At 64.9% G+C, this 20,717-nt stretch carries 27 protein-coding genes; 18 read left to right on the forward strand and 9 right to left on the reverse strand.

Going from position 1 to position 20,717, the window contains the following annotated elements; genetic code table 11:
• The first annotated feature begins 25 nt into the window (after positions 1-25).
• Both JYG34_RS10165 and cysS read left to right on the forward strand, forming a co-directional pair.
• Positions 26-1,729, forward strand: coding sequence for a glutamine--tRNA ligase/YqeY domain fusion protein (locus JYG34_RS10165; RefSeq protein WP_213660560.1), 1,704 nt, complete (start codon positions 26-28; stop codon positions 1,727-1,729).
• 9 nt (positions 1,730-1,738) lie between these two features.
• Positions 1,739-3,121, forward strand: a complete 1,383-nt coding sequence (gene cysS, locus JYG34_RS10170; protein ID WP_213660561.1) for a cysteine--tRNA ligase — start codon at positions 1,739-1,741, stop codon at positions 3,119-3,121.
• A gap of 128 nt (positions 3,122-3,249) precedes the next feature.
• On the opposite strand, the gene JYG34_RS10175 is transcribed toward cysS, so the two are convergent.
• The 5 genes from JYG34_RS10175 to JYG34_RS10195 form a co-directional block, all read right to left on the reverse strand.
• The gene (locus tag JYG34_RS10175) at positions 3,250-4,641 is read right to left on the reverse strand and encodes a sensor histidine kinase (protein WP_213660562.1); all 1,392 of its coding nucleotides are present in this window, start codon (positions 4,639-4,641) and stop codon (positions 3,250-3,252) included.
• Entirely contained in the window at positions 4,619-5,299 is a 681-nt protein-coding gene (locus JYG34_RS10180) for a response regulator transcription factor (RefSeq protein WP_011533321.1), read from the reverse strand. Before JYG34_RS10180 ends, JYG34_RS10175 begins: the two co-directional genes overlap by 23 nt.
• 170 nt (positions 5,300-5,469) lie before the next feature.
• The gene (locus JYG34_RS10185) at positions 5,470-6,489 is read right to left on the reverse strand and encodes a branched-chain amino acid aminotransferase (RefSeq protein ID WP_213660563.1); all 1,020 of its coding nucleotides are present in this window, start codon (positions 6,487-6,489) and stop codon (positions 5,470-5,472) included.
• 231 nt (positions 6,490-6,720) lie between these two features.
• On the reverse strand, positions 6,721-7,074 hold the full coding sequence (locus JYG34_RS10190) for a hypothetical protein (protein WP_213661144.1): 354 nt from the start codon (positions 7,072-7,074) through the stop codon (positions 6,721-6,723).
• The gene (locus JYG34_RS10195) at positions 7,071-7,442 is read right to left on the reverse strand and encodes a glyoxalase superfamily protein (RefSeq protein ID WP_213660564.1); all 372 of its coding nucleotides are present in this window, start codon (positions 7,440-7,442) and stop codon (positions 7,071-7,073) included. Before JYG34_RS10195 ends, JYG34_RS10190 begins: the two co-directional genes overlap by 4 nt.
• A gap of 285 nt (positions 7,443-7,727) precedes the next feature.
• On the opposite strand from JYG34_RS10195, the gene JYG34_RS10200 reads away from it, so the two are divergent.
• From JYG34_RS10200 to JYG34_RS10250, 12 genes are all read left to right on the forward strand, one after another.
• Entirely contained in the window at positions 7,728-8,561 is an 834-nt protein-coding gene (locus JYG34_RS10200; protein ID WP_213660565.1) for an urease accessory protein UreD, read from the forward strand.
• A 10-nt stretch (positions 8,562-8,571) separates the two neighbouring features.
• The gene (locus tag JYG34_RS10205) at positions 8,572-8,874 is read left to right on the forward strand and encodes an urease subunit gamma (protein WP_011533326.1); all 303 of its coding nucleotides are present in this window, start codon (positions 8,572-8,574) and stop codon (positions 8,872-8,874) included.
• Positions 8,875-8,884: 10 nt separating this feature from the next.
• Complete coding sequence (locus JYG34_RS10210; RefSeq protein ID WP_213660566.1) at positions 8,885-9,202, forward strand: urease subunit beta; 318 nt, start codon at positions 8,885-8,887, stop codon at positions 9,200-9,202.
• Positions 9,199-10,902, forward strand: coding sequence for an urease subunit alpha (gene ureC / locus JYG34_RS10215; RefSeq protein WP_213660567.1), 1,704 nt, complete (start codon positions 9,199-9,201; stop codon positions 10,900-10,902). The genes JYG34_RS10210 and ureC overlap by 4 nt, the downstream gene beginning before the upstream one ends.
• A 10-nt stretch (positions 10,903-10,912) precedes the next feature.
• Complete coding sequence (ureE, locus tag JYG34_RS10220; protein ID WP_213660568.1) at positions 10,913-11,398, forward strand: urease accessory protein UreE; 486 nt, start codon at positions 10,913-10,915, stop codon at positions 11,396-11,398.
• A 19-nt stretch (positions 11,399-11,417) separates the two neighbouring features.
• Positions 11,418-11,963, forward strand: coding sequence for a HupE/UreJ family protein (locus JYG34_RS10225; protein ID WP_213660569.1), 546 nt, complete (start codon positions 11,418-11,420; stop codon positions 11,961-11,963).
• A complete protein-coding gene (locus tag JYG34_RS10230; RefSeq protein ID WP_213660570.1) occupies positions 11,963-12,637 on the forward strand; it encodes an urease accessory protein UreF in 675 nt (224 codons plus the stop codon). Before JYG34_RS10225 ends, JYG34_RS10230 begins: the two co-directional genes overlap by 1 nt.
• A gap of 11 nt (positions 12,638-12,648) precedes the next feature.
• Complete coding sequence (gene ureG, locus JYG34_RS10235; RefSeq protein WP_213660571.1) at positions 12,649-13,317, forward strand: urease accessory protein UreG; 669 nt, start codon at positions 12,649-12,651, stop codon at positions 13,315-13,317.
• 151 nt (positions 13,318-13,468) lie between these two features.
• Positions 13,469-13,717 (forward strand): hypothetical protein, encoded by a 249-nt coding sequence (locus JYG34_RS10240; protein WP_213660572.1) that lies wholly within the window; start codon positions 13,469-13,471, stop codon positions 13,715-13,717.
• 523 nt (positions 13,718-14,240) lie between these two features.
• Entirely contained in the window at positions 14,241-14,375 is a 135-nt protein-coding gene (locus tag JYG34_RS26445; protein WP_283811812.1) for a hypothetical protein, read from the forward strand.
• Positions 14,376-14,572: 197 nt separating this feature from the next.
• Positions 14,573-15,478 carry a LysR family transcriptional regulator gene (locus JYG34_RS10245; protein ID WP_213660573.1) on the forward strand — a complete coding sequence of 302 codons (906 nt, stop codon included), beginning with the start codon at positions 14,573-14,575 and terminating at the stop codon, positions 15,476-15,478.
• Positions 15,479-15,729: 251 nt separating this feature from the next.
• Positions 15,730-15,990 (forward strand): DUF1652 domain-containing protein, encoded by a 261-nt coding sequence (locus tag JYG34_RS10250; protein ID WP_213660574.1) that lies wholly within the window; start codon positions 15,730-15,732, stop codon positions 15,988-15,990.
• A gap of 52 nt (positions 15,991-16,042) precedes the next feature.
• Here JYG34_RS10250 and JYG34_RS10255 read toward each other — a convergent pair whose 3' ends face one another.
• A complete protein-coding gene (locus JYG34_RS10255) occupies positions 16,043-16,330 on the reverse strand; it encodes a hypothetical protein (protein WP_213660575.1) in 288 nt (95 codons plus the stop codon).
• Between the two features lie 185 nt (positions 16,331-16,515).
• Positions 16,516-16,827 (reverse strand): hypothetical protein, encoded by a 312-nt coding sequence (locus JYG34_RS10260; RefSeq protein WP_213660576.1) that lies wholly within the window; start codon positions 16,825-16,827, stop codon positions 16,516-16,518.
• 159 nt (positions 16,828-16,986) lie between these two features.
• Between JYG34_RS10260 and JYG34_RS10265 the strand changes: the two genes are divergently transcribed.
• From JYG34_RS10265 to JYG34_RS10275, 3 genes are read left to right on the forward strand one after another with little or no spacing between them, the layout of a single operon-like run.
• Positions 16,987-17,640: an STN domain-containing protein gene (locus JYG34_RS10265; RefSeq protein WP_213660577.1), complete on the forward strand. Its 654-nt coding sequence runs from the start codon at positions 16,987-16,989 to the stop codon at positions 17,638-17,640.
• Positions 17,637-18,179, forward strand: coding sequence for an RNA polymerase sigma factor (locus JYG34_RS10270; RefSeq protein ID WP_213660578.1), 543 nt, complete (start codon positions 17,637-17,639; stop codon positions 18,177-18,179). The genes JYG34_RS10265 and JYG34_RS10270 overlap by 4 nt, the downstream gene beginning before the upstream one ends.
• 29 nt (positions 18,180-18,208) lie before the next feature.
• Positions 18,209-19,111 (forward strand): FecR family protein, encoded by a 903-nt coding sequence (locus JYG34_RS10275; RefSeq protein ID WP_213660579.1) that lies wholly within the window; start codon positions 18,209-18,211, stop codon positions 19,109-19,111.
• Here JYG34_RS10275 and JYG34_RS10280 read toward each other — a convergent pair.
• Together JYG34_RS10280 and JYG34_RS10285 are read right to left on the reverse strand one after the other, a co-directional pair.
• A complete protein-coding gene (locus JYG34_RS10280) occupies positions 19,104-19,700 on the reverse strand; it encodes a type II secretion system protein GspJ (RefSeq protein WP_213660580.1) in 597 nt (198 codons plus the stop codon). The two genes, JYG34_RS10275 and JYG34_RS10280, sit on opposite strands and share 8 nt — an antisense overlap.
• Complete coding sequence (locus JYG34_RS10285) at positions 19,697-20,131, reverse strand: GspH/FimT family pseudopilin (RefSeq protein WP_249746241.1); 435 nt, start codon at positions 20,129-20,131, stop codon at positions 19,697-19,699. Before JYG34_RS10285 ends, JYG34_RS10280 begins: the two co-directional genes overlap by 4 nt.
• Before the next feature lie 116 nt (positions 20,132-20,247).
• On the opposite strand from JYG34_RS10285, the gene JYG34_RS10290 reads away from it, so the two are divergent.
• A complete protein-coding gene (locus JYG34_RS10290; protein WP_213660582.1) occupies positions 20,248-20,667 on the forward strand; it encodes a type II secretion system protein N in 420 nt (139 codons plus the stop codon).
• The last annotated feature ends 50 nt before the right edge of the window (positions 20,668-20,717 follow it).

Consider the following 20,717-nt stretch of genomic DNA (forward strand, 5'->3'; position numbering starts at 1 on the left):
CCGGCTACCTGTATTCAAGGACACTATGAGCAAGCCCACTGCCGACAACGCGCCCAACGCCGCCGCAAAAGGCGCCCCCGCCGTCCCTGCGAACTTCCTGCGGCCGATCGTCCAGGCCGACCTGGACGCGGGCAAGCACAGCAGCATCGTCACCCGTTTCCCGCCGGAACCGAACGGTTACCTGCACATCGGCCACGCCAAGTCGATTTGCGTGAACTTCGGCCTGGCCCAGGAATTCGGCGGCGTCTGCCACCTGCGTTTCGACGACACCAACCCGGCCAAGGAAGACCAGGAGTACATCGACTCCATCCAGCGTGACGTCAAGTGGCTGGGCTTCGAGTGGGCGGGCCCGGTGCGTTATGCCTCGGATTACTTCGACCAACTTCACGACTGGGCCGTGGACCTGATCAAGTCGGGCAACGCCTATGTCTGCGACCTCAGCCCCGAGCAGGCCAAGGAATACCGTGGCAGCCTGACCGAGGCCGGCAAGAACAGCCCGTTCCGCGAGCGCAGCGTCGAAGAGAACCTCGACCTGTTCGCGCGCATGAAGGCCGGTGAGTTCAAGGACGGCGAGCGCGTGCTGCGCGCCAAGATCGACATGGCTTCGCCGAACATGAACCTGCGCGACCCGATCCTGTACCGCATTCGCCATGCCCACCACCACCAGACCGGTGACAAGTGGTGCATCTACCCGAACTACGACTTCACCCACGGTCAGTCGGACGCCATCGAAGGCATCACGCACTCGATCTGCACCCTGGAATTCGAAAGCCACCGTCCACTGTACGACTGGTTCCTCGACAAGCTGCCGGTGCCGGCGCACCCGCGCCAGTACGAGTTCAGCCGCCTGAACCTGAACTACACCATCACCAGCAAGCGCAAGCTCAAGCAGCTGGTGGACGAAGGCCACGTCGAAGCCTGGGACGACCCACGCATGTCGACCCTGTCGGGCTATCGCCGCCGCGGCTACACCCCTGCCTCGATCCGCAACTTCTGCGAGATGATCGGCACCAACCGTTCCGACGGCGTGGTCGACATGGCGATGCTCGAATTCAGCATCCGTGACGACCTGGACCGCACCGCGCCGCGCGCCATGTGCGTACTGCGCCCGCTGAAGGTGGTCATCACCAACTATCCGCAAGGCCAGGTCGAGCAGCTCGAACTGCCGCGCCACCCGAAGGAAGACATGGGCGTGCGCGTCCTGCCGTTCGCACGCGAGCTGTACATCGACCGCGACGACTTCATGGAAGAGCCGCCAAAGGGCTACAAGCGCCTGGAACCCGCCGGTGAAGTGCGCCTGCGCGGCAGCTACGTGATCCGCGCCGACGAGGCCATCAAGGATGCCGACGGCAACATCGTCGAGCTGCGCTGCTCGTATGACCCGGACACACTGGGCAAGAACCCCGAAGGCCGTAAAGTGAAGGGCGTGATCCACTGGGTGCCGGCCGAAGGCAGCGTCGAGTGCGAAGTGCGCCTGTACGACCGTCTGTTCCGCTCCGCCAACCCGGAGAAGACCGAAGAGGGCGGCAGCTTCCTCGACAACATCAACCCCGAGTCGTTGCAGGTGCTCAAGGGTTGCCGTGCCGAGCCATCGCTGGCCCAGGCCCAGGCGGAAGACCGCTTCCAGTTCGAGCGCGAAGGTTACTTCTGCGCCGACCTGAAGGACAGCCAGCCAGGCCGTCCGGTGTTCAACCGCACCGTCACCCTGCGTGACTCCTGGGGCAGCTGAGGAACCGCCGTGCTTACGATCTACAACACGCTGAGCAAGACGAAGGAAGCCTTCAAGCCACTCGATGGCAACAAGGTGCGCATGTATGTCTGCGGCATGACCGTGTACGACTACTGCCACCTGGGTCATGGCCGAAGCATGGTGGCCTTCGACCTGGTCACGCGCTGGCTGCGCAAGAGCGGCTACGACCTCACCTACGTACGCAACATCACCGACATCGACGACAAGATCATCAACCGGGCCAACGAGAACGGCGAGTCGTTCGACGCGCTGACCGCCCGCATGATCGACGCGATGCACGAGGACGAGCGGCGCCTGAGCATCCTCAAGCCAGACCTGGAACCCCGTGCCACCGACCACATCCCCGGCATGCACGCGATGATCCAGACGTTGATCGACAAGGGCTACGCCTACGCGCCGGGCAATGGCGACGTGTACTACCGGGTCGGCAAGTTCGTCGGCTACGGCAAGCTGTCGCGCAAGAAGATCGAAGACCTGCGCATCGGCGCGCGGATCGAGGTGGGTGAGTCGAAACAGGACCCACTGGACTTCGTGCTGTGGAAAGGCGCCAAGCCGGGCGAGCCGTTCTGGGATTCGCCATGGGGCCCGGGCCGTCCGGGTTGGCACATCGAGTGCTCGGTCATGTCCACCTGCTGCCTGGGCGAGAGCTTCGACATCCACGGTGGCGGCAGCGACCTGGAGTTCCCGCACCACGAGAACGAGATCGCCCAGAGCGAGGCGGCCACCGGCAAGCAGTACGCCAACGCCTGGATGCATTGCGGCATGATCCGCATCAATGGCGAGAAGATGTCCAAGTCGTTGAACAACTTCTTCACCATCCGCGACGTGCTCGACAAGTACCACCCGGAAGTGGTGCGTTATCTGCTGGTGGCCAGCCACTATCGCAGCGCCATCAACTACTCCGAAGACAGCCTGCGTGACTCGAAGGGGGCGCTGGAGCGTTTCTACCACGCACTACGCGGCCTGCCGCGGGTTGCCGCGAAGGGTGGCGAGGCGTTCGTCGAGCGCTTCACCGTGGCGATGAACGACGACTTCGGCACCCCCGAAGCCTGCGCCGTGCTGTTCGACCTGGTGCGCGAGATCAACCGCCTGCGCGAGAGCGATCTGGAGGCCGCTGCCGGCCTGGCCGGTCGCCTGCGTGAGCTGGGTGATGTGCTGGGTGTGCTGCAGCTGGATGCCGACGACTTCCTGCGGGCCGGTGCCGAAGGCAAGGTCGATGCCGCTGAAGTGGAGGCTTTGATCCAGGCACGCCTGCAGGCGCGTGCGGACAAGAACTGGGCGGAGTCCGACCGTATCCGTGACCAGATCACCGCCATGGGTGTGGTGCTGGAAGACGGCAAGGGTGGCACCACCTGGCGCCTGGCTGACTGATCGAGTTGATTGGGGCTGCTGCGCAGCCCTTCGCGGGTAAACCCACAGGTACAGCACAAATCTCAATGCTGTGCTGTACCTGTGGGGGCGGGTTCTCCCGCGAAGGGGCCGCAATGTGTTCCCGACCGTTATTTGGCCAGGCCCGCCAACGGGCAATGCAGCACCAGCTTCGCCCCACCCAGCTCGCTGGCCCCCACCTCCAAGCCGAAGCCATGCAGGTCGACGATCGCCGCGACGATCGACAAGCCCAGCCCGAACCCCGGGTGACGGTGGCCTTCATCACTGCGATAGAAGCGCTTCAACACCGCCTCGCGCTCCTGCGCCGGAATCCCCGGCCCGCTGTCTTCGACGGCAATACGCACGCCATCGTCGTCCTGCATCGCCTCGATCCAGACCTGCCCACCCTCCGGGGTGAACTTGATTGCATTGCCCACCAGGTTGGCCAGTGCCTCGAACAGCAATTCACGGTCGCCATGCAACGCAGGCAATTGCCCGGGCTGCGCCAGGCGCAGGCGGATGCCGCCATCCTCGGCCAGTGGCAGATAGAAATCGTGCAGCTCCATCAGCAACGCATGGGGGTCGAGCTGCACGAAACCGGCACGACGCTGGCGATCTTCCAGTTCGCTGATGCGCAGCAAGCCGCGGAAGCGCGCCATCAGTGTGTCGGTCTCGCCGATCGCCTGGTCCAGCGCCTCGCCCTGCGCTGAGTCGATGCCGTTTTGCTGGCGAATGCGATAGAGCTGGGCGCGCAGCCGGGTCAATGGCGTGCGCAGGTCATGGGCGATGTTGTCGCACACCCCCTTGACCTCGTGCATCAGGCGCTCGATACGGTCGAGCATGGCGTTGACGATGGCGGCGAGCATGTCCAGCTCGTCACGTCGGGCCGACAGTGGCAAGCGGTGGGTGAGGTCGCCGGCGACAATCAGCTCGGCCTGGGCCTGGATGGCGCGGATGCGCTTGAGCGGTCGGCGGCGCAGCAGGTACCAGCCAGCGAAACCGGGGATCAAGGTGAGGGATATACCCCAGAGCAGGGCGTGGAGGATGATCCGGGTGACCACGAACAGCGAGCCGTTGTCCCGCACCAGCACCAGCCAGCGGCCGTCCTGGACCTTGATCGCCACCGCGTCGCAGCTGTCCGGCGGCAGGCGCGGGTCGTCCGCGTCCAGGCAGCGCTTGAGTTCGTGGATCTTGCCATCCAGGCCAAGATCCGAGGGGATGGCACGGATACGTCCGCCAATCGGGTTGAGCTGCGGATCGAACAGGCCGTACGCGTCGAAGCTGCGCTCTTCGAAGGCCTGGCTGGCGATCAGGGCGTCGTCCAGTTGCTTGCCGCTCATGTGGGCGAACAGGTGCTGGCGTTGCAGCATGGAGTGACGGGTGAGCTTGTTCAGGTAGCTGGACACCTCGAAGTACAGCACCCCCATGAGGATGCTGCTCCAGGCCACGAAGAGAAAGCTGTATAGCGCCAGCAGGCGGCTGGTGGAGGAACTCCAGCCCTTAGACGGGTTCGGCAATAGCATAGCCGGAGCCCCGCACGGTACGGATCAGGGGAGTCTGGCCGGGTGAGTCGATCTTCTTGCGCAGGCGCCCGATGTGCACGTCGATCAGGTTGGTGCCGGGGTCGAAGTGATAACCCCAGACCTCTTCGAAGATCATCATCCGGGTGATCACCTGGCCGGAGTGGCGCATCAGGTATTCCAGCAGCTTGTATTCGGTGGGCAGCAGGTTCAGCGACTGCTCGCCGCGACGCGCCTCGTGGCTGATCAGGTCCAGTTCCAGGTCGGCGACCTGCAGGCGGGTCTGGGTCATGGGCGTGCTGTTGCGGCGCAGCAACACTTCGACCCTTGCGGCCATTTCGTCCGAAGCGAACGGCTTGGTCAGGTAGTCGTCACCACCGGCGCGCAGGCCACGCACGCGCTCGTCGACATCGGAGAGGGCGCTGATCATCAGGATCGGGGTGGCGATTTTCAGGCTGCGCAGGGTGGTGACGATGGTCAGACCGTCGACTTCGGGCAGCATGCGGTCCACGGTGATCAGGTCATAGCCACCGGCGATGGCTTTGGACAGGCCTTCACGACCGTTGTCGGCCCAATCGACCTCCAGGCCATGGCTGGTGAGTTCGGCGACGATTTCCTGGCCGGTGACGGCATCGTCTTCGATGGTCAGTACGCGTGGCATGCTGGTTCCTGGGCGGCGAATGGAGGCTTGATTGTGCCAAAGAATAGACAAACGGCGATTTAAGAAAAATTCATCTGGCCGTGCGCGATGTACACGCCCCTGTGGGAGCGGGCAATAAAAACGGGGCATGCCATCGCTGGCATGCCCCGTTTTCACAGCAGGCGAACGCCTCAGGCGACCTTGACGATCCAGCCGGCCGGGGCTTCGACATCACCGCTCTGGATGCCGGTCAGCTCGTTGTAGAGCTTTTGAGTAACCGGGCCGACTTCGGTTTCGCTGTGGAACACGTGCAGCTTGCCGTTGTACTGGATACCGCCGATCGGGGTGATCACGGCGGCGGTGCCGCAAGCGCCGGCTTCAACGAAACGGTCTAGCTTGTCGATTTCCACGTCGCCCTCGATGACCTTCAGGCCCAGGCGCGATTCGGCCAGTTCCATCAGCGACAGGCGGGTGATGCCCGGCAGTACCGAGATCGACTTTGGAGTGACGAATTCGTTGTTGGCGGTGATGCCGAAGAAGTTGGCCGAGCCGACTTCCTCGATTTTCTTGTGGGTCAATGGGTCGAGGTAGATGCAGTCGGCGAAACCGGCTTTCTTGGCTTCGTAACCGGGTTGCAGGCTGGCCGCGTAGTTGCCGCCGACTTTTGCCGCGCCGGTGCCTTGCGGGGCTGCGCGGTCGAAGTCGGAGATCAGGAACTTGTGCGGGGTCATGCCGCCCTTGAAGTACGAGCCGACCGGGATGGCAAAGACCGAGAAGATGAACTCGGGGGCGGTGCGCACGCCGATGTTGTCACCGGTGCCGATCACGAAGGGGCGCAGGTACAGCGCGCCTTTGCCGTGCGGCGGGACGAATTTTTCGTTGGCCTTGACCACCTGTTTGCAGGCTTCGATGAACTGCTCGGTCGGTACGCGTGGCATCAGCAGGCGGTCGCAGCTGCGCTGCATGCGCGCGGCGTTCTGGTCCGGGCGGAACAGGTTGATCGAGCCGTCCTTGCAGCGGTAGGCCTTCAGGCCTTCGAAGCACTGCTGGCCATAGTGCAGGGCAGTGGAGCCTTCACTGATGTGCAGCACGTTGTCGTCGGTCAGGGTGCCCTTGTCCCACTCGCCGTTACGCCATACGGACAGGTAACGTTTGTCGGTCTTGATGTAGTCGAAACCCAGCTTGTCCCAGTTAATGCTTTCGTTACTCATGACACCCTCATAGCTCTACGCCCGAACACGGCGGGCTGCTTTTATATGCGCACCCCGCCACCTTAATACATCCGGCGCGGATCGGGAACCGTGGGTGATCACACAACCCTTTGGGGGCAGGGACCTCTGTAGGAGCGGCTTTAGCCGCGATGCCGGCGACGCAGTGCCTGGTACCCGCTTCGCCGGTGATCGCGGCTAAAGCCGCTCCTACAGGCGAACGGGCCACGCGGTTCAGCGCAAGCGCCGGTTCCAGTCACCGCCATGGTCGCGCCAGCAGGCCTCCTCGCTGTCGAAGCGCACATGCCAGGCGACATGATCCAGCTGGATGCCGGCGTCGGCGAGCGCCTGGGCCGTCAACCCGAGCATCCGCGCCTTGTCCTCGCCCGCCAGGGCCCTGGCCTTGTCGGTGTCGTCGGTGAACACCCAGGTGATGCGCAGGCTGGCGGGAAAGTCGTCGAGGTCGACCTGATGCGTGAGCCAGGCGAAGCCGACGATCTCGGCCTGGGCCGTGGCGCAGGCCTCGGTCAGGCAGGCGACCATTTCCCGTTCCAGGCGTGCCAGTGTCCGTTTGTCGCCGGCCATCAGGTGTTGTCGCCAATCTGCTGGCAGAAGCGCAGGCGGTTGCCGAACGGGTCGACGACCTGCATCTCCAGGCCCCAGTCGACCGTTTCGGCCTGGGGGCGGGCATAGCCGTACTGCTTGTCCAGCAGTTCGCGCTCCAAGGCCTTGAGGTCTTCTACCCGGGCGAAAACCGCCGATCCCGGCGTGGCGTCACCGTGGTGTTCGGAAAGATGCAGGATCAGCCCGTCGCGATGGATCTGCATGTACAGCGGCAAGTCCGGGGCGAAGCGGTGTTCCCAGTCGAGCTGGAACCCAAGAAAGTCGAGGTAGAACTCCCTGGCCTTGTCGATCGAAAAAATGCGCAGGATCGGGATGGCGGGGGCGAATGTCATGGGCACGTCCTTGTCTCGAAAAGGGGCGGGAGCGCCACTTTAGCGCACCTGTGCACGCGGGAAGGCACGCAAATCGCGCGTCAATGCGCCGGCTGCTCTGGCCCGAGGCCGGGCGGCCTGACTGACGGTCCGGAAGTTTCATCTTCGTTCACCTGCGGACTTGGCCCGCTACCTGCTATATCCAGCCAGCGAATATTGATCGAGTGGTCAGCCTGGCGCGCCTGCAAGCACCCAGCGCATGGCCCTCCGGACGGCCGCAAGGCCATGGATTCCAGGGGTTCCAGCATGTCGTTGGCGCAGCAGATCGAACCACCTCAGGCAGACCCGGGCTGGAGCGCCCACCTGCAGTTGCGCTTCATCCAGCGCGATGGCGTGACTCGCCTTGGTGCGCGGCGCCATGTCGGACCTCTTTTGGTGCAGCGGCCATTCCATCCGGAGGGCGCGACCTGCCATGTCTATGTGCTGCATCCGCCTGGCGGTATCGTCGCCGGTGATCGCCTGGAGCTGGATGTACACCTTGATGCAGGCAGCCACGCACTGCTGACCATGCCCGGCGCCAGCAAGTTCTACCGCAGCATCGGCCCGACCGCGCGCCTGGCCCAACGCTTTCACCTCGCCGCTGGCAGCATCCTGGAGTGGCTGCCCCAGGACAGCATCTTCTTCAATGGCGCCCGGGCCAGCCTCGACAGCCGCTTCAGCCTTGAACCCGGCGCCCGGTTGCTGGCCTGGGAAACCTTGTGCCTGGGGCGGCCGGTGATGGGCGAGCGCTTCGCCCAGGGCGCCCTGGACAGCCGCTTGTGCATCGAACTGCCAGGCGATCCCGGCTTGCACGAGCGCCTGCGCATCGAAGGGGGGCACCTGGACAAGGTGGGCGGATACCCGCTGATCGCGACGTTCTGCGCAACGCCGGCCGACCAGGCCGTGCTGGAGCAAGTCCGGCAACAGCTCGAGGCACTCGACACCCCGGCCGGCGCGACCTTGCTCGGCCCGCTGCTGGTGATCCGCCTGCTCGACCACGACAACCAACACTTGCAATGCAATCTGCAGCGCCTCTGGCACCTGCTGCGCCCGGCCGTGCTCGGCCTGGCGCCGTGCCCGCCGCGCATCTGGGCCACCTGAGAGAGCCGCCATGGAGCTGACCCCGAGAGAGAAAGACAAACTGCTGCTGTTCACCGCCGCGCTGCTGGCCGAACGGCGCCTGGCCCGTGGCCTGCGGCTGAACTATCCGGAAGCGGTGGCGCTGATCAGCGCCGCGGTGCTGGAGGGCGCCCGCGACGGCCGCACGGTGGCCGAGCTGATGAGCCTCGGGCGCGAGGTGCTGGTGCGCGAACAGGTCATGGACGGTGTGCCGGAAATGCTCCACGACGTCCAGGTCGAGGCGACCTTCCCCGACGGCACCAAGCTGGTGACCGTGCATGACCCCATTGTCTGAGGAACCCCGCATGATTCCCGGAGAAGTCCAGGTCGCCGCAGGCGACATCGAGCTCAACGTCGGCCGAGAAACGCTCAGCGTCAGCGTCGCCAACCACGGCGACCGCCCTGTGCAAGTCGGTTCGCACTACCATTTTTTCGAAGTCAACGACGCCCTGGTGTTCGAGCGCGCGCCGACCCGTGGCTTTCGCCTGGACATCCCGGCCGGCACCGCGGTGCGCTTCGAACCGGGCCAGGCGCGCACCGTGCAGCTGGTGGCCTACGCCGGCAAGCGCGAGGTGTACGGCTTCCAGGGCAAGGTGATGGGCGCGCTGGAGGGCAGGGCATGAGCCGCATTTCCCGGCAGGCCTACGCCGACATGTTCGGCCCCACCGTCGGCGACCGCGTGCGCCTGGCCGACACCGCGTTGTGGGTGGAGGTGGAGAAAGACTTCACGGTCTATGGCGAAGAGGTCAAGTTCGGCGGCGGCAAGGTGATCCGTGATGGTATGGGCCAGGGCCAGATGCTGGCGGCCGAGGCCATGGACCTGGTGCTGACCAATGCCCTGATCATCGACCATTGGGGTATCGTCAAGGCCGATATCGGCGTCAAGCACGGGCGTATCGCTGCCATCGGCAAGGCCGGCAACCCTGATGTGCAACCCGGCGTCAGCGTGCCGGTCGGGCCGGGCACCGAGGTGATCGCGGCCGAAGGCAAGATCGTCACCGCCGGCGGCATCGACTCGCATATCCACTTCATTTGCCCGCAGCAGGTGGAGGAGGCGCTGACCAGCGGCGTCACCACCTTCATCGGCGGTGGCACGGGGCCGGCCACCGGCACCAACGCCACCACTTGCACCCCTGGCCCCTGGTACCTGGCGCGCATGCTCCAGGCCGCCGACAGCCTGCCGATCAACATCGGCCTGCTGGGCAAGGGCAATGCCTCGCGCCCTGAGGCGCTACGCGAGCAGATCGCCGCAGGCGCGGTGGGCCTTAAACTGCACGAGGACTGGGGTTCGACGCCCGCGGCAATCGACTGCTGCCTGAGTGTGGCCGAGGAGATGGACATCCAGGTGGCGATCCACACCGACACCCTCAACGAGTCGGGCTGCATCGAGGATACCCTGGCTGCCATCGGCGACCGCACCATCCACACCTTCCACACCGAAGGCGCTGGCGGTGGCCATGCCCCGGACATCATCCGCGCGGCCGGCCAGGCCAACGTGCTGCCGTCCTCGACCAACCCGACCCTGCCATACACCGTCAACACCGTCGACGAGCACCTGGACATGCTCATGGTCTGCCATCACCTGGATCCGAGCATCGCCGAGGACGTGGCTTTCGCCGAATCACGCATCCGCCGCGAGACCATCGCCGCCGAGGACATCCTTCACGACATGGGCGCGTTCGCCATGACGTCATCCGATTCACAGGCCATGGGCCGGGTCGGCGAGGTGGTGTTGCGCACCTGGCAGGTGGCCCACCAGATGAAGCTGCGCCGTGGGCCTTTGGCGCCGGACAGCCGCTACAGCGACAACTACCGGGTCAAACGCTACATCGCCAAGTACACGATCAACCCGGCGCTGACCCACGGCATCGCCCATGAAGTGGGCTCGGTGGAAGTGGGCAAGCTCGCCGACCTGGTGCTCTGGGCGCCGGCGTTCTTCGCGGTCAAACCCGCGCTGGTGCTCAAGGGCGGGATGATCGCCACCGCGCCCATGGGCGATATCAACGGTTCGATCCCGACACCGCAGCCGGTGCACTACCGGCCGATGTTCGGCGCCCTTGGCGCGGCCCGGCATGCCACGCGCATGACCTTCCTGCCCCAGGCGGCCATGGACCGTGGCCTGGCCGAGGAACTCAACCTGCGCAGCCTGATCGGCGTGGCCCACGGCTGCCGCCGGGTACGCAAGGCCGACATGATCCACAACACCCTGCAGCCGCTGATCGAAGTCGATGCGCAAACCTACCAGGTGCGTGCCGATGGCGAGCTGCTGGTTTGCGAACCGGCCCGCGAACTGCCGCTGGCCCAGCGCTATTTCCTGTTCTGAAGGAGTGAACATGATCGTACTCACCCGGCGCCTCGCCGAAGCCGCCACGGTCACCGGCACCCTCACGCTCGATGTCGACAGCCGTATCAAGAGCCGGCTGCGGGTCAAGCTGGACGATGGCCGCGAGGCTGGGCTGATGCTCGAACGCGGCCATTTGCTGCGCGGCGGCGAGCTGCTCTGCGACACCGACGGCGGCCATGTGGTTCGCGTATTGGCGGCGCCCGAGGCGGTGTCGACGGTGCGCTGCGACGACCCGCACCTGCTGGCCCGCGCCGCCTACCACCTGGGCAATCGCCATGTGCCATTGCAGATCGAGCCGGGCCTGTTGCGTTACCAGCATGACCATGTGCTCGACGACATGCTGCGCGGCCTGGGCCTGAACGTCGACACCGAGCAGGCGCCGTTCGAGCCCGAGGCCGGCGCCTACCAGAGTGCGCCCCACAGCCATGCTCATGGCCACGATCATCCGTTCGTGCGCCTGCCCACCCATTCCTGAACCACCTTTGGAGCTTGCGATGAAAAAGACTTTCGCCCTGATGCTGTTGATGGTGGCCTTGCCGGCCTTCGCCCACCCCGGTCACGACGCCAACCCGCTGCAGGACGGCCTGCTGCATCCGCTGACCGGTCTCGATCACTTGCTGATGCTGATCGGCACGGGTGTGCTCGCGGCCTTGACCCGGCGCACCCTCACGCTGCCTTTGGCCACCCTGGCGGCCATGTTCGGCGGTGCTGTGTGCGGCCATCTGTTCGGTGATGTGCTGGGCATGGAACAGATGATCATCGCGTCGCTGCTGGTGGCTGCCGCCGCCATGCTGCTGCCGAGCCGTCAGTTGCTGCTGTCGCTGGTCATGCCGGTGTTCGCCCTGTTCCATGGCTGGGCCCACGGCGTCGAGGCCACGCCCAGCGCATTCTGGCTGTTCAGCGCCGGTTTCGTCACGGTCAGCGGCCTGCTGCTGGTGGTCGGTTACGCAGTGGGCTGCCTGCTGCGCCGCCATGCCGGCCTGCAGAAAGCCTTTGGTGGTGGCCTGCTGGCCGGCGCCGCGCTGGTGCTGGCTGGCTGATGAACACTGACCTGGCGTTGCTGCGTTTGCTGCAGCTGGCCAGCCCGGGCCTGCCGGTGGGTGGTTTCACCTACTCGCAAGGCCTGGAATGGGCTGTCGAAGCGGGCTGGGTAAGGTCTGTCGCAGGCTTCGCCGCCTGGCAGCGCGAGCAACTGCACGACACCCTTGGTTGCCTCGACTGGCCCGTACTGGCACGCCTGTACCACGCCTGCCAGGCCGACGACGCCGAGGCGTTCACCCACTGGAGCCGTTTCCTGCTGGCCAACCGCGAGACGTCCGAGTTGCGTCTCGAGGAGACCCAGCGTGGCAGCGCCTTGGCTCGCCTGCTCGATGGCTGGCAGTTGGGCCAGGATTCGGCCTGGCGCAGCAGCCTCGAGCTCAGCCAGCTCGGTGGCATGGCCTGGCTTGGCGCGCACTGGTCTGTTCCATTGCGCGACCTCGCCCTGGGCCATGGTTTTGCCTGGCTGGAGGGGGCGGTGATGGCGGGCGTCAAGCTAGTGCCATTCGGTCAACAAGCCGCCCAGACGCTGCTGCGCGACCTGGGCGAGGAACTGCCTGCCGTGCTCGATCACGCACTGGCGCTCGACGATGACCAGCTCGGCGGCGGCCTGCCGTTGCTGGCCATCGCCTCATCGCGCCACGAAACCCAATACACCCGTTTGTTCCGTTCCTGAGGACTGCCACGATGCAAAACTACCAGCAACCCCTGCGTGTCGGTGTCGGCGGCCCGGTGGGCTCCGGCAAGACCGCGCTGCTTGAAGCCCTGTGCAAGGCCATGCGCGATCATTACGAGATCGCCGTGGTGACCAACGACATCTACACCAAGGAAGACCAGCGCATCCTCACCGAAGCTGGCGCACTCGAGCCCGAGCGGATTGTCGGCGTCGAGACGGGTGGCTGCCCGCACACCGCGATTCGCGAGGATGCCTCGATGAACCTCGCCGCTGTCGAGGCGCTGGCACGCAAGTTCGGCAACCTCGAAGTGATCTTCGTTGAGAGTGGCGGCGACAACCTCAGTGCGACGTTCAGCCCCGAGCTGGCCGACCTGACCATCTATGTGATCGATGTCGCCGAAGGCGAGAAGATCCCGCGCAAGGGGGGGCCAGGTATCACCAAGTCGGACTTCCTGGTGATCAACAAGACCGACCTGGCGCCGTATGTCGGCGCCTCATTGGAGGTGATGGAGCGCGATACCCGACGCATGCGCCCTGAGCGGCCGTGGACGTTCAGCAACCTGAAGCGGGGCGACGGGTTGCAGGCGGTGATCGATTTCATCGTCGAGCGAGGCATGCTTGGCGAAAGGCATGTCGAGGGCGTGCCATCCGGCCATCGAAGCGGCGGCCAGCCTGCTTGATGGGTGGTTGATGAGGTCTCCTACGTGGTTGCTGGCATCTGAGCTCAATCAAAGGGTGGCACTGGGGTATACAGTTTTATCGCGCTGAACGCGCAGTGCTGCCCTTCATGCACAGCACATGACGGCGGAGCCCTCATTCAAGGAGAGAAACATGCAAAGGATCGTATCGATTGCACTATTGGCCACTGCAAGCCTGGCCCAGATAACCCATGGCGACGAGAGCATGCATTCAACCGACATCGAGTTGGCTGCTACATCACCGTGCATCAGGGGCGATACCGTGACGCCCGCTGATAATCGGCCCGTCGGCTATGTTGGCAACATTGCCCCCATCCAATGTCCGGAGGGCACGTTTCTCACGGGTGCCGGGCACTGCCAGCCAAGCTTTGAATTCGACTGACCGAGTCCGCGTCTACTGACCTTCCTACACCCGCGCCTGCGAATACCGTTCCCAGGCGTTGGTGTGTTCGTGTTCCTGGGCAGCCCACCGCGATGGGCTGCCGCTAACACCCACACCCCGCAGCCAATCGGAAACAGCCCCTGACCAGACAACCACGCCAGTGTTTGCAAATGGGCCGTATCGTGCTTCCGGGCTATGTGCCAACCCTGGCTGAACGCCTGCTCCAGCCGAGTGTTGCCGACCCTGTTCGTCCTCCGGCCAGCACAACCAAATGTGCTGAGTTCAAGCCCGGGCCGGGTGAACAAGCAGCCCTGGAGGAAGTTCCCTGTAGTCTAATTACCGCGTAATTTGGTAAGCGGGGATTTTGCCTGCGAAGCTGAGATATGTTTTCTGGGTATTCCTGAGGTTTTAGCTAACGCTTGTGCCGGGTGCATTGCGTAAAGTTTGTCGGGCTGGTGGCAGGGATGAGTAGGATTACTCGCCTGCCGCAGTTGAATCCCGAAATTTTACCCAGGTAACATGTATGAAAAAGTTCGCATTGATCGCTCTCATCGCAACCGCAGGCATGATTCAGATTGCCCATGCCGCTGATAGCTGCCCAGAGGGCACTTATCTGACGCCGGTCGGACATTGCCAGCCTGATTGGGAGTTCGACTGATCACCCTCAGGTCCAGCCGACCTTGTAGACCACCGTCAGTGGGGCCCCACTGACGGTGGTCTTTGCATTCAGGCCACTGAAAATATCCTCAACGCCCAGCTAAATCCTTGGTTGCACCACCCCCGCATCACACCGACGACGAGGTAAGCTGACAGGAATATTCCCCGCGCGTCGGCAGTGGCGCCAGAGAGATGCCCGTGGCTTCCTACACCTTGCGTCAACTGAAGTACTTCGTCACCACGGTGGAGGCCGGCAGCGTCGCCGAGGCGTCGCGCCAGCTCTATATCGCCCAGCCTTCGATCTCCACGGCGATCAAGAGCCTGGAAGAGAGCTTCGGTGTCCAGCTGTTCATTCGTCATCACGCTCAGGGCGTGTCGCTGACCCCTGGCGGCAAGCGTTTCTATGCCAAGGCCAAGTCGCTGCTGCAGATGGCCCGTGAGTTCGAACAGAATGCCCTGGCCGACAACGACACCGTGGCCGGTCAGATCGACATCGGCTGCTTCGAGACCGTCGCGCCGCTGTACCTGCCCAGGCTGATCGCCGGCTTTCGCCAGCGCTACCCAGGCGTGGACATTCGCCTGCGCGACGGTGAGCAGCAAGACCTGATCCAGGGCTTGACCGCCGGTACCTTCGACCTGGCCTTCCTCTACGACCACGACCTGGACGGCACCATCGAGACCGAGCCATTGATGGCGGCGCAGAAGCCTTATGTGCTGCTGCCGGAGAAGCACCGGTTTGCCGGCCAGACCCAGGTGTCGCTGCGCGACCTGTGCCCGGAACCGATGATCTTGCTCGACGTGGCGCCCAGTCGCACTTACTTCGTCAGCCTGTTCAACGAGCTGGGGCTGACACCCAACATCGTCTTCAGCTCACCCTCCATCGAGATGGTGCGGGGCATGGTGGGGCAAGGCTTCGGCTTTTCACTGCTGGTCACCCGGCCCTGTTCGGAGTTCACCTACGACGGGCAGCGTCTGGTGATGCTGGATATCGTCGAACCTGTGGCGTTGTCGGGGTTGGCGGCGGCGCACCTCAAGCGTGTGCAGTTGACCAAGCCGGCGCAGTTGTTCGTGGAGTTCTGCCGGGAGGAACTGGCGCGGTTGTAGCGCCGAAATGGCAGCGCCTGAACGAGGCTCGCTTATCGTCCAGTTTCCGACCACCCGTCGCTCCGTGCGCGCAAATGATCGAACGAACACTGCCTGGCAGGATTCTTCCACTAAGGTGCTAGAGGATCTTGCATGCCTTCATTAGGCGCGACGCATGAAGCGCCGCTTGGGCATGGGCAATATCAATTGGCGCCCGTCCACGCGAAAGCGTACTCACATGACAGGCCATCCAGCACAGAGAGGGTCGTACCATGTCGTTGATAGGAGTTTCAATGCTTGAGATGCGGCAGATGATCGAGCAGGCCTGCCTGCCGGACCGCTGCGAGGTAAGCTGCCCGGACGGCGAAAACCTCACCATCCGCCTGGGCCAGGGGCAGAACCTGGACGACTGCCTGACCCTGACCGGCGTTCCGGTCGCCAGCCTCAACAGTTGCCGCGACCTGGTGGGGTTGGTGACGCAGCTCAAGGAGCAGCGTCACGCCCATCCATCCACGCTCAAGGCCATCGCCTGAGCATCAGGTCAACCCGGCCGACCAAGGTTGGCCGGGTACACACAGGGCCGGCTCATTGCAGTTCGAGCAGAAGGTTCAGCCCGCCATCCCCACATTTGACGTGATCGCGAACGACGCCTCGATAGCTGCGTCCCTCCCAGGTGAACGACACACTGTGCGCACGGTCGACTTTGCCAGGCAGCGGCGGCTCGATATGCAGGCGCAGGGCCGGGCGGCCCTGGAGGCTCAGGGCGGCGATCTGGACCTGGCATTCGGCGTGTTGCGCCACCGGGCCGAACAGGGTGTCGCGTACGTAGTCCAGTTCCAGGCAGGCGCAGGGGGCACGGCAGGACATGCGCATGGCGGAGCTCCGGATGATCGAGGGCAGTCATCAATCATTGGAAGCCTACCGCGCGCAGACGTTCAATTTATTTCAATTCGCAAAATCAATGGGCGAACATCCCCTGGGGTTGCCACTGCCTTGTGCTGATTGCTCTGGCCCATTCGCCGGCAAGGCCGGCTCCTACAGCAGCGCCGTACTTGATTTCAAGGTCGTTGCGGTAGCACCGAGCCACCGAATGCATTACCCATCCGCGTCGAAGTCGCCGCCGGCGTGGCCAAGCCCATCTGGTTCGGTGCCTGGCGTTGCAACTGCTGCACCGGATCAAGCCGTTCCCGCAGGCCTTTGGCCGCCCGCGGATCGCTGCCTTGCAACTGCTGGCTCAGGCAGTCATAGGCCAATACCCGTGACTGGCCGACCTGCACGTCGATGCAGCCTTGGCCGGTCTTGGGCGTCTCGGCGAGCGCCGGCAACGCACAGGCCAGCAGTGCACAGGTAGCCAGCGACAATCTGCCCATGGGCACACTCCTTGAACCATTCCTCGGCGAAGTCTAGCCCGTGCTGTGTCGACCCTGGGTGAAGCTTTGGTTGCCGCGCACTGTCACCACAGCGTCATGCACAAGCCCCAGGATGGCGTTTCCCGGGCAGCGGCGGCCAGCAAGGAGGCCTGTTCATCCATGCGAGCATTGCGTGTGGCCGGCCTGGTGGCCCTGGCCTGGCTGCTGGTTGCGCTGCCCGTGCGCAGCCAGGTGCCATTGGCCCTGGATATCCCGGCGCAGCCTTTGAACCTGGCCCTGGACAGCTTCGCCCGGCAGAGCGGCCTGGCGGTGCTGGTCGACCAGGCGCTGCTGGCCGGGCAACGCTCAAGCCGGGTACAGGGACGTTACGCCGCGCGGGAAGGCCTGCAGCGTCTGTTGCAAGGCACCGGCTTGCAAGCCCACTACAGCGCGGCGGGCGGTTTCACCTTGCAGCCAGTGCGTCGGGAGACGGTGACAGGTGGGGGGCGCGGCAGCACCACAACAACGGAGGGCAACAGTTATGCCCTGGCATTGCAACAAGCGGTGGAGCAGGCCTTGTGCAGCTCCACACTGACCCGCCCCGGCAGCTACCGGGCGGCCGTGCAGGTGTGGATCGACGCGGGAGGCCAACTGGTGCAGAGCCGGCTGCTGGCCACGACCGGCGATTTCACCCGTGACGCCGAGCTGGTCGAACGTTTGCGCGCGGTGCGTCTGCAACGCGCACCACCGACATCCCTGGCGCAGCCGGTCACCCTGCTGTTGCGCCCGGTACCTATGGATTGCCCTTTATCGCAAGGAGCTGCGGCGGCATGAACACACCTCGGGACAGTGCGTTGCTCAAACTGTTTCTGAACTCCTACGACGCCCTCAGGCTACGCCTGAAGCGCCGGTTCGGGTGCGATGACCTGGCCCACGATGTACTCCAGGAAACCTACCTGCGGGTCGACCGCATGGAGGTGGTGCACAACCTGCAGAAGCCGGACGCCTATCTGTACCGTATGGCCCTGAACGTCGCCGCCGACCGCCGCGAGGCCGACGCACGGCTGCTTACCGGCGCCGAGATCGAAGCCCTGCTGCAGGTGGCCGAGGACCAGGACCCGGCGCGCATCGTCGGTGGCCAGCGCGAGATCCAGAACCTGCTGGGGGCGCTCTACGAGCTGCCGGCCAGGCGCCGCAGAATCTTCATTGCCGCACGCCTGGAGGAGGCTTCGCACCTGGAGATCTCCCAGCGTTTCGGCATTTCCACGCGCACCGTGGAAAAAGAGCTCAAGGCCGCGCTGGGACATTGTGCAATGCGCCTGGACAGAAAAGCGTTCCAGCGGTTCGGTCCGGGGGCGGGAAAACCGTCTTGATCAATAGTCGATTCTTTCATGTGAGCACCATGCACCAGATTTCGCCCGATCCCGACTTGCAGCGCCAGGCCCAGGACTGGGTCGTGCGGCTGACCTCCGGCCAGGCCACCGAGGCTGATGCCCAAGCCCTGCGACAATGGTGCGCGCGCAGCCCGGCGCATGCCGAAGCCTTCACCCAGGCACGTCGATTGTGGCGGCTGCTGGAGCCTGCCGCATGCCAGGCCAACCAGGTGCTGCCGCTCCTGGGGCGGCGAGCCTTGCTCGGTGGCGCGGTGGCGGCCACGGCGGCATTCGCGGCCTGGAACACCGGCCTGTTGGGCAACGTTGATGTTCAACCGGCTGCCTTCGAGACGGCGTTGGGCGAGCAGCGCCGGGTCGAACTTGCACCGGGGATCGACCTGGAGATGAATGTACGCACCCGTGTCAGTCGCCAGGCACACGGCATCGCGCTGCTGGGAGGGGAGATCGAGGTGTTCGCCCGCCACGCTGTGCAGGTGCGCGCGGGCGAGGGGCTGATCCGTGCCGAACAGGCGCGGTTCAATGTGCGCGAAGACGACGACGGTGTCTGTGTCACCTGCCTGAGCGGTGAGCTGCGCATTACGGCGTTGGGGCGTGTCGAAGCCTTGCCAGCCGGGCGCCAGCTGCGTTTTGGCGCTCGGCAGATCGGCGAGCCCCAAGCCTTCGATGCCAGCCAGGTGATGGCCTGGCGCGAGCGCATGCTGGTGTTCAACGACGCACCTTTGGCCCAGGTGATCGACGAGATCAACCGCTACCGCCCCGGGCGCCTGCTGCTGCTCAATCCGTCCCTGGGGCGTCGCCGGGTGCAGGCGCGCCTGAGCTTCGAGCAGTTGCCCCAGGCCGCCGAGCTGATCCGCGCCGCCTACGGGGCTCGTTGCCTGGAGTTGCCCGGTGGCGTGGTGCTGGTCAGTTGAAGGGGCCCAGTACCTGGCGGTAGTGCTCCTCGCCCTGGGGGCCACGCCAGGCCAGGCGCACTTCGAGGCCGGCAGGGTTGTCCAGGGGCTGGCTCCCCGGTGCCTGCCAACCGCCCTTGGCCTGCCAGCCGCGCAGGCTGAAAACCGTCACGTTGGCCAGTACCGCCGTCGCCGCCTTTGGCGCCGGCAGCGGGTAACGGTCACTGGCTGGCGCCATGGCGCGATACAGGATGCCACCGCGTACATACCAGCGCACACGTTGCAGGCCGCTGCCCGGCACGGCGCCGTTGCGGACCAGCTCGAGACGGTCGGGGCGGGCGCGCAGGGCAGGCAGTAGCGGTTTGTCGGGCGGCTCGCGCCCCGGCAGCGGTGGTTCGGCCAGCTCCAGGGTCGCGCGCAGCGCCAGGTCGCGCTCCAGTTGCTGGAACACCCGTAGCACCGCCTGGCTGTCCTCGCTGGCCTGGCGCACATGGCGGTCGGCGCGGCTGACGCTGTCCAGCCCGCGCCAGGCGATCAGGCTGACCACCGCCATCAGCAGGATGGCGATCATCACTTCGATCAGGGTGAAGCCTTGGGCGCGGCACTTCATGGCTGGCTCACCCGGACCTGCCCGGCGCCCGTGCGCGTCAGTTGCACCGTGGCCTGGCCGCTGCGCAGGCGCAGGCTCAGGGGCGCCGTGACCCATTCGCCCTCCAGCCACAGCGGGCCACGCGGCTCGACCTGTACCTTGACCGCCTCGGCCTGCCAGCGTCGTGGCTGCAACGGACCCTCTGCGAGCACCTGTCCGTCGGCCCGGACGAAGCGATAGCCGCCTGGCTCGCTTTGCCAGCGCAGGGGCTGGCCGTCGGCCTGGGCTTCGCTTTGCGCCAGTTCCAGCAGGTGCGCCAGGCGTTCGCCGTCGGTGCGCAGACGCTTGCCGGGGTCGGGGCGGATGTTCAGGCTGATGGCGGCGCTGGCGATTCCGACGATCACCAGTACCACCATCAGCTCGATCAGGGTGAAGCCGCGTTGTCCATTCACAGAATCGCTCCTTGTCCTGCAAGGCAGCATGCCCGACGAAGATGATCGCGATGTGAAACAAAACCGTGAGAATTGGCCGTTATGCTCGGGCGCAGGTGCACAAGGAGCCCGTGACCATGCAGATTGCCCGCATCACCTTTTCCCCCAACCTGCTGCTGCAAGGGCTGGGGGCGTTGGCCGCAGTTGCCGGCGTGCTCACCTGGGCCAGCGTGATGTTGCCGTCGGCACCGTCGGCGAATCTGGTTGAGCCCGTTGCCACGCAGGCCATGGGCGATGCGCCTGCCGCTCGCTGGTTCGCCGATATCCCCGTGCAGGTGGACATCAAGGTCAGCGGGGTGATGGCGGGTAGCCAGGGCGCTGTGGCCATCGTCAGCCTGGACGGCGGCCCGGCCCGTGCGGTGCGCAGTGGCGAGGAGCTGGCCCGTGGCGTGCGTCTGCTCGCCATCGAGGCCAGCGGGCTGCTGATAGAGCGTGCAGGGCAGCGCAGCCGTGTCAAGGTGCCGGTGCTGGTACGTACATCGTTCTGGGGGGAGTGAGTGGGCAGTGCCGCTCAGGGGAATGAGAAGCCGCTTCCACTGATGGGGAA

The sequence above is a fragment of the Pseudomonas entomophila genome (assembly GCF_018417595.1).
GTDB lineage: Bacteria > Pseudomonadota > Gammaproteobacteria > Pseudomonadales > Pseudomonadaceae > Aquipseudomonas > Aquipseudomonas entomophila_C.

Excerpts from the sequence above, each read along its gene's own strand:
- JYG34_RS10195 (WP_213660564.1), bottom strand. The coding sequence starts at position 7,442 with ATGACATTCGCCCCCGCCATCCCGATCCTGCGCATTTTTTCGATCGAC.
- JYG34_RS10275 (WP_213660579.1), top strand. The coding sequence starts at position 18,209 with ATGCACCAGATTTCGCCCGATCCCGACTTGCAGCGCCAGGCCCAGGAC.
- JYG34_RS10230 (WP_213660570.1), top strand. The coding sequence starts at position 11,963 with ATGAACACTGACCTGGCGTTGCTGCGTTTGCTGCAGCTGGCCAGCCCG.
- JYG34_RS10280 (WP_213660580.1), bottom strand. The coding sequence starts at position 19,700 with ATGAAGTGCCGCGCCCAAGGCTTCACCCTGATCGAAGTGATGATCGCC.
- JYG34_RS10260 (WP_213660576.1), bottom strand. The coding sequence starts at position 16,827 with ATGGGCAGATTGTCGCTGGCTACCTGTGCACTGCTGGCCTGTGCGTTG.
- JYG34_RS10240 (WP_213660572.1), top strand. The coding sequence starts at position 13,469 with ATGCAAAGGATCGTATCGATTGCACTATTGGCCACTGCAAGCCTGGCC.
- JYG34_RS10175 (WP_213660562.1), bottom strand. The coding sequence starts at position 4,641 with ATGCTATTGCCGAACCCGTCTAAGGGCTGGAGTTCCTCCACCAGCCGC.
- JYG34_RS10165 (WP_213660560.1), top strand. The coding sequence starts at position 26 with ATGAGCAAGCCCACTGCCGACAACGCGCCCAACGCCGCCGCAAAAGGC.
- JYG34_RS10200 (WP_213660565.1), top strand. The coding sequence starts at position 7,728 with ATGTCGTTGGCGCAGCAGATCGAACCACCTCAGGCAGACCCGGGCTGG.
- ureE (WP_213660568.1), top strand. The coding sequence starts at position 10,913 with ATGATCGTACTCACCCGGCGCCTCGCCGAAGCCGCCACGGTCACCGGC.
- ureG (WP_213660571.1), top strand. The coding sequence starts at position 12,649 with ATGCAAAACTACCAGCAACCCCTGCGTGTCGGTGTCGGCGGCCCGGTG.
- JYG34_RS10255 (WP_213660575.1), bottom strand. The coding sequence starts at position 16,330 with ATGCGCATGTCCTGCCGTGCCCCCTGCGCCTGCCTGGAACTGGACTAC.
- JYG34_RS10210 (WP_213660566.1), top strand. The coding sequence starts at position 8,885 with ATGATTCCCGGAGAAGTCCAGGTCGCCGCAGGCGACATCGAGCTCAAC.
- JYG34_RS10290 (WP_213660582.1), top strand. The coding sequence starts at position 20,248 with ATGCAGATTGCCCGCATCACCTTTTCCCCCAACCTGCTGCTGCAAGGG.
- JYG34_RS26445 (WP_283811812.1), top strand. The coding sequence starts at position 14,241 with ATGAAAAAGTTCGCATTGATCGCTCTCATCGCAACCGCAGGCATGATT.
- ureC (WP_213660567.1), top strand. The coding sequence starts at position 9,199 with ATGAGCCGCATTTCCCGGCAGGCCTACGCCGACATGTTCGGCCCCACC.
- JYG34_RS10205 (WP_011533326.1), top strand. The coding sequence starts at position 8,572 with ATGGAGCTGACCCCGAGAGAGAAAGACAAACTGCTGCTGTTCACCGCC.
- JYG34_RS10185 (WP_213660563.1), bottom strand. The coding sequence starts at position 6,489 with ATGAGTAACGAAAGCATTAACTGGGACAAGCTGGGTTTCGACTACATC.
- JYG34_RS10180 (WP_011533321.1), bottom strand. The coding sequence starts at position 5,299 with ATGCCACGCGTACTGACCATCGAAGACGATGCCGTCACCGGCCAGGAA.
- JYG34_RS10270 (WP_213660578.1), top strand. The coding sequence starts at position 17,637 with ATGAACACACCTCGGGACAGTGCGTTGCTCAAACTGTTTCTGAACTCC.
- JYG34_RS10250 (WP_213660574.1), top strand. The coding sequence starts at position 15,730 with ATGTCGTTGATAGGAGTTTCAATGCTTGAGATGCGGCAGATGATCGAG.
- JYG34_RS10265 (WP_213660577.1), top strand. The coding sequence starts at position 16,987 with ATGCGAGCATTGCGTGTGGCCGGCCTGGTGGCCCTGGCCTGGCTGCTG.
- JYG34_RS10225 (WP_213660569.1), top strand. The coding sequence starts at position 11,418 with ATGAAAAAGACTTTCGCCCTGATGCTGTTGATGGTGGCCTTGCCGGCC.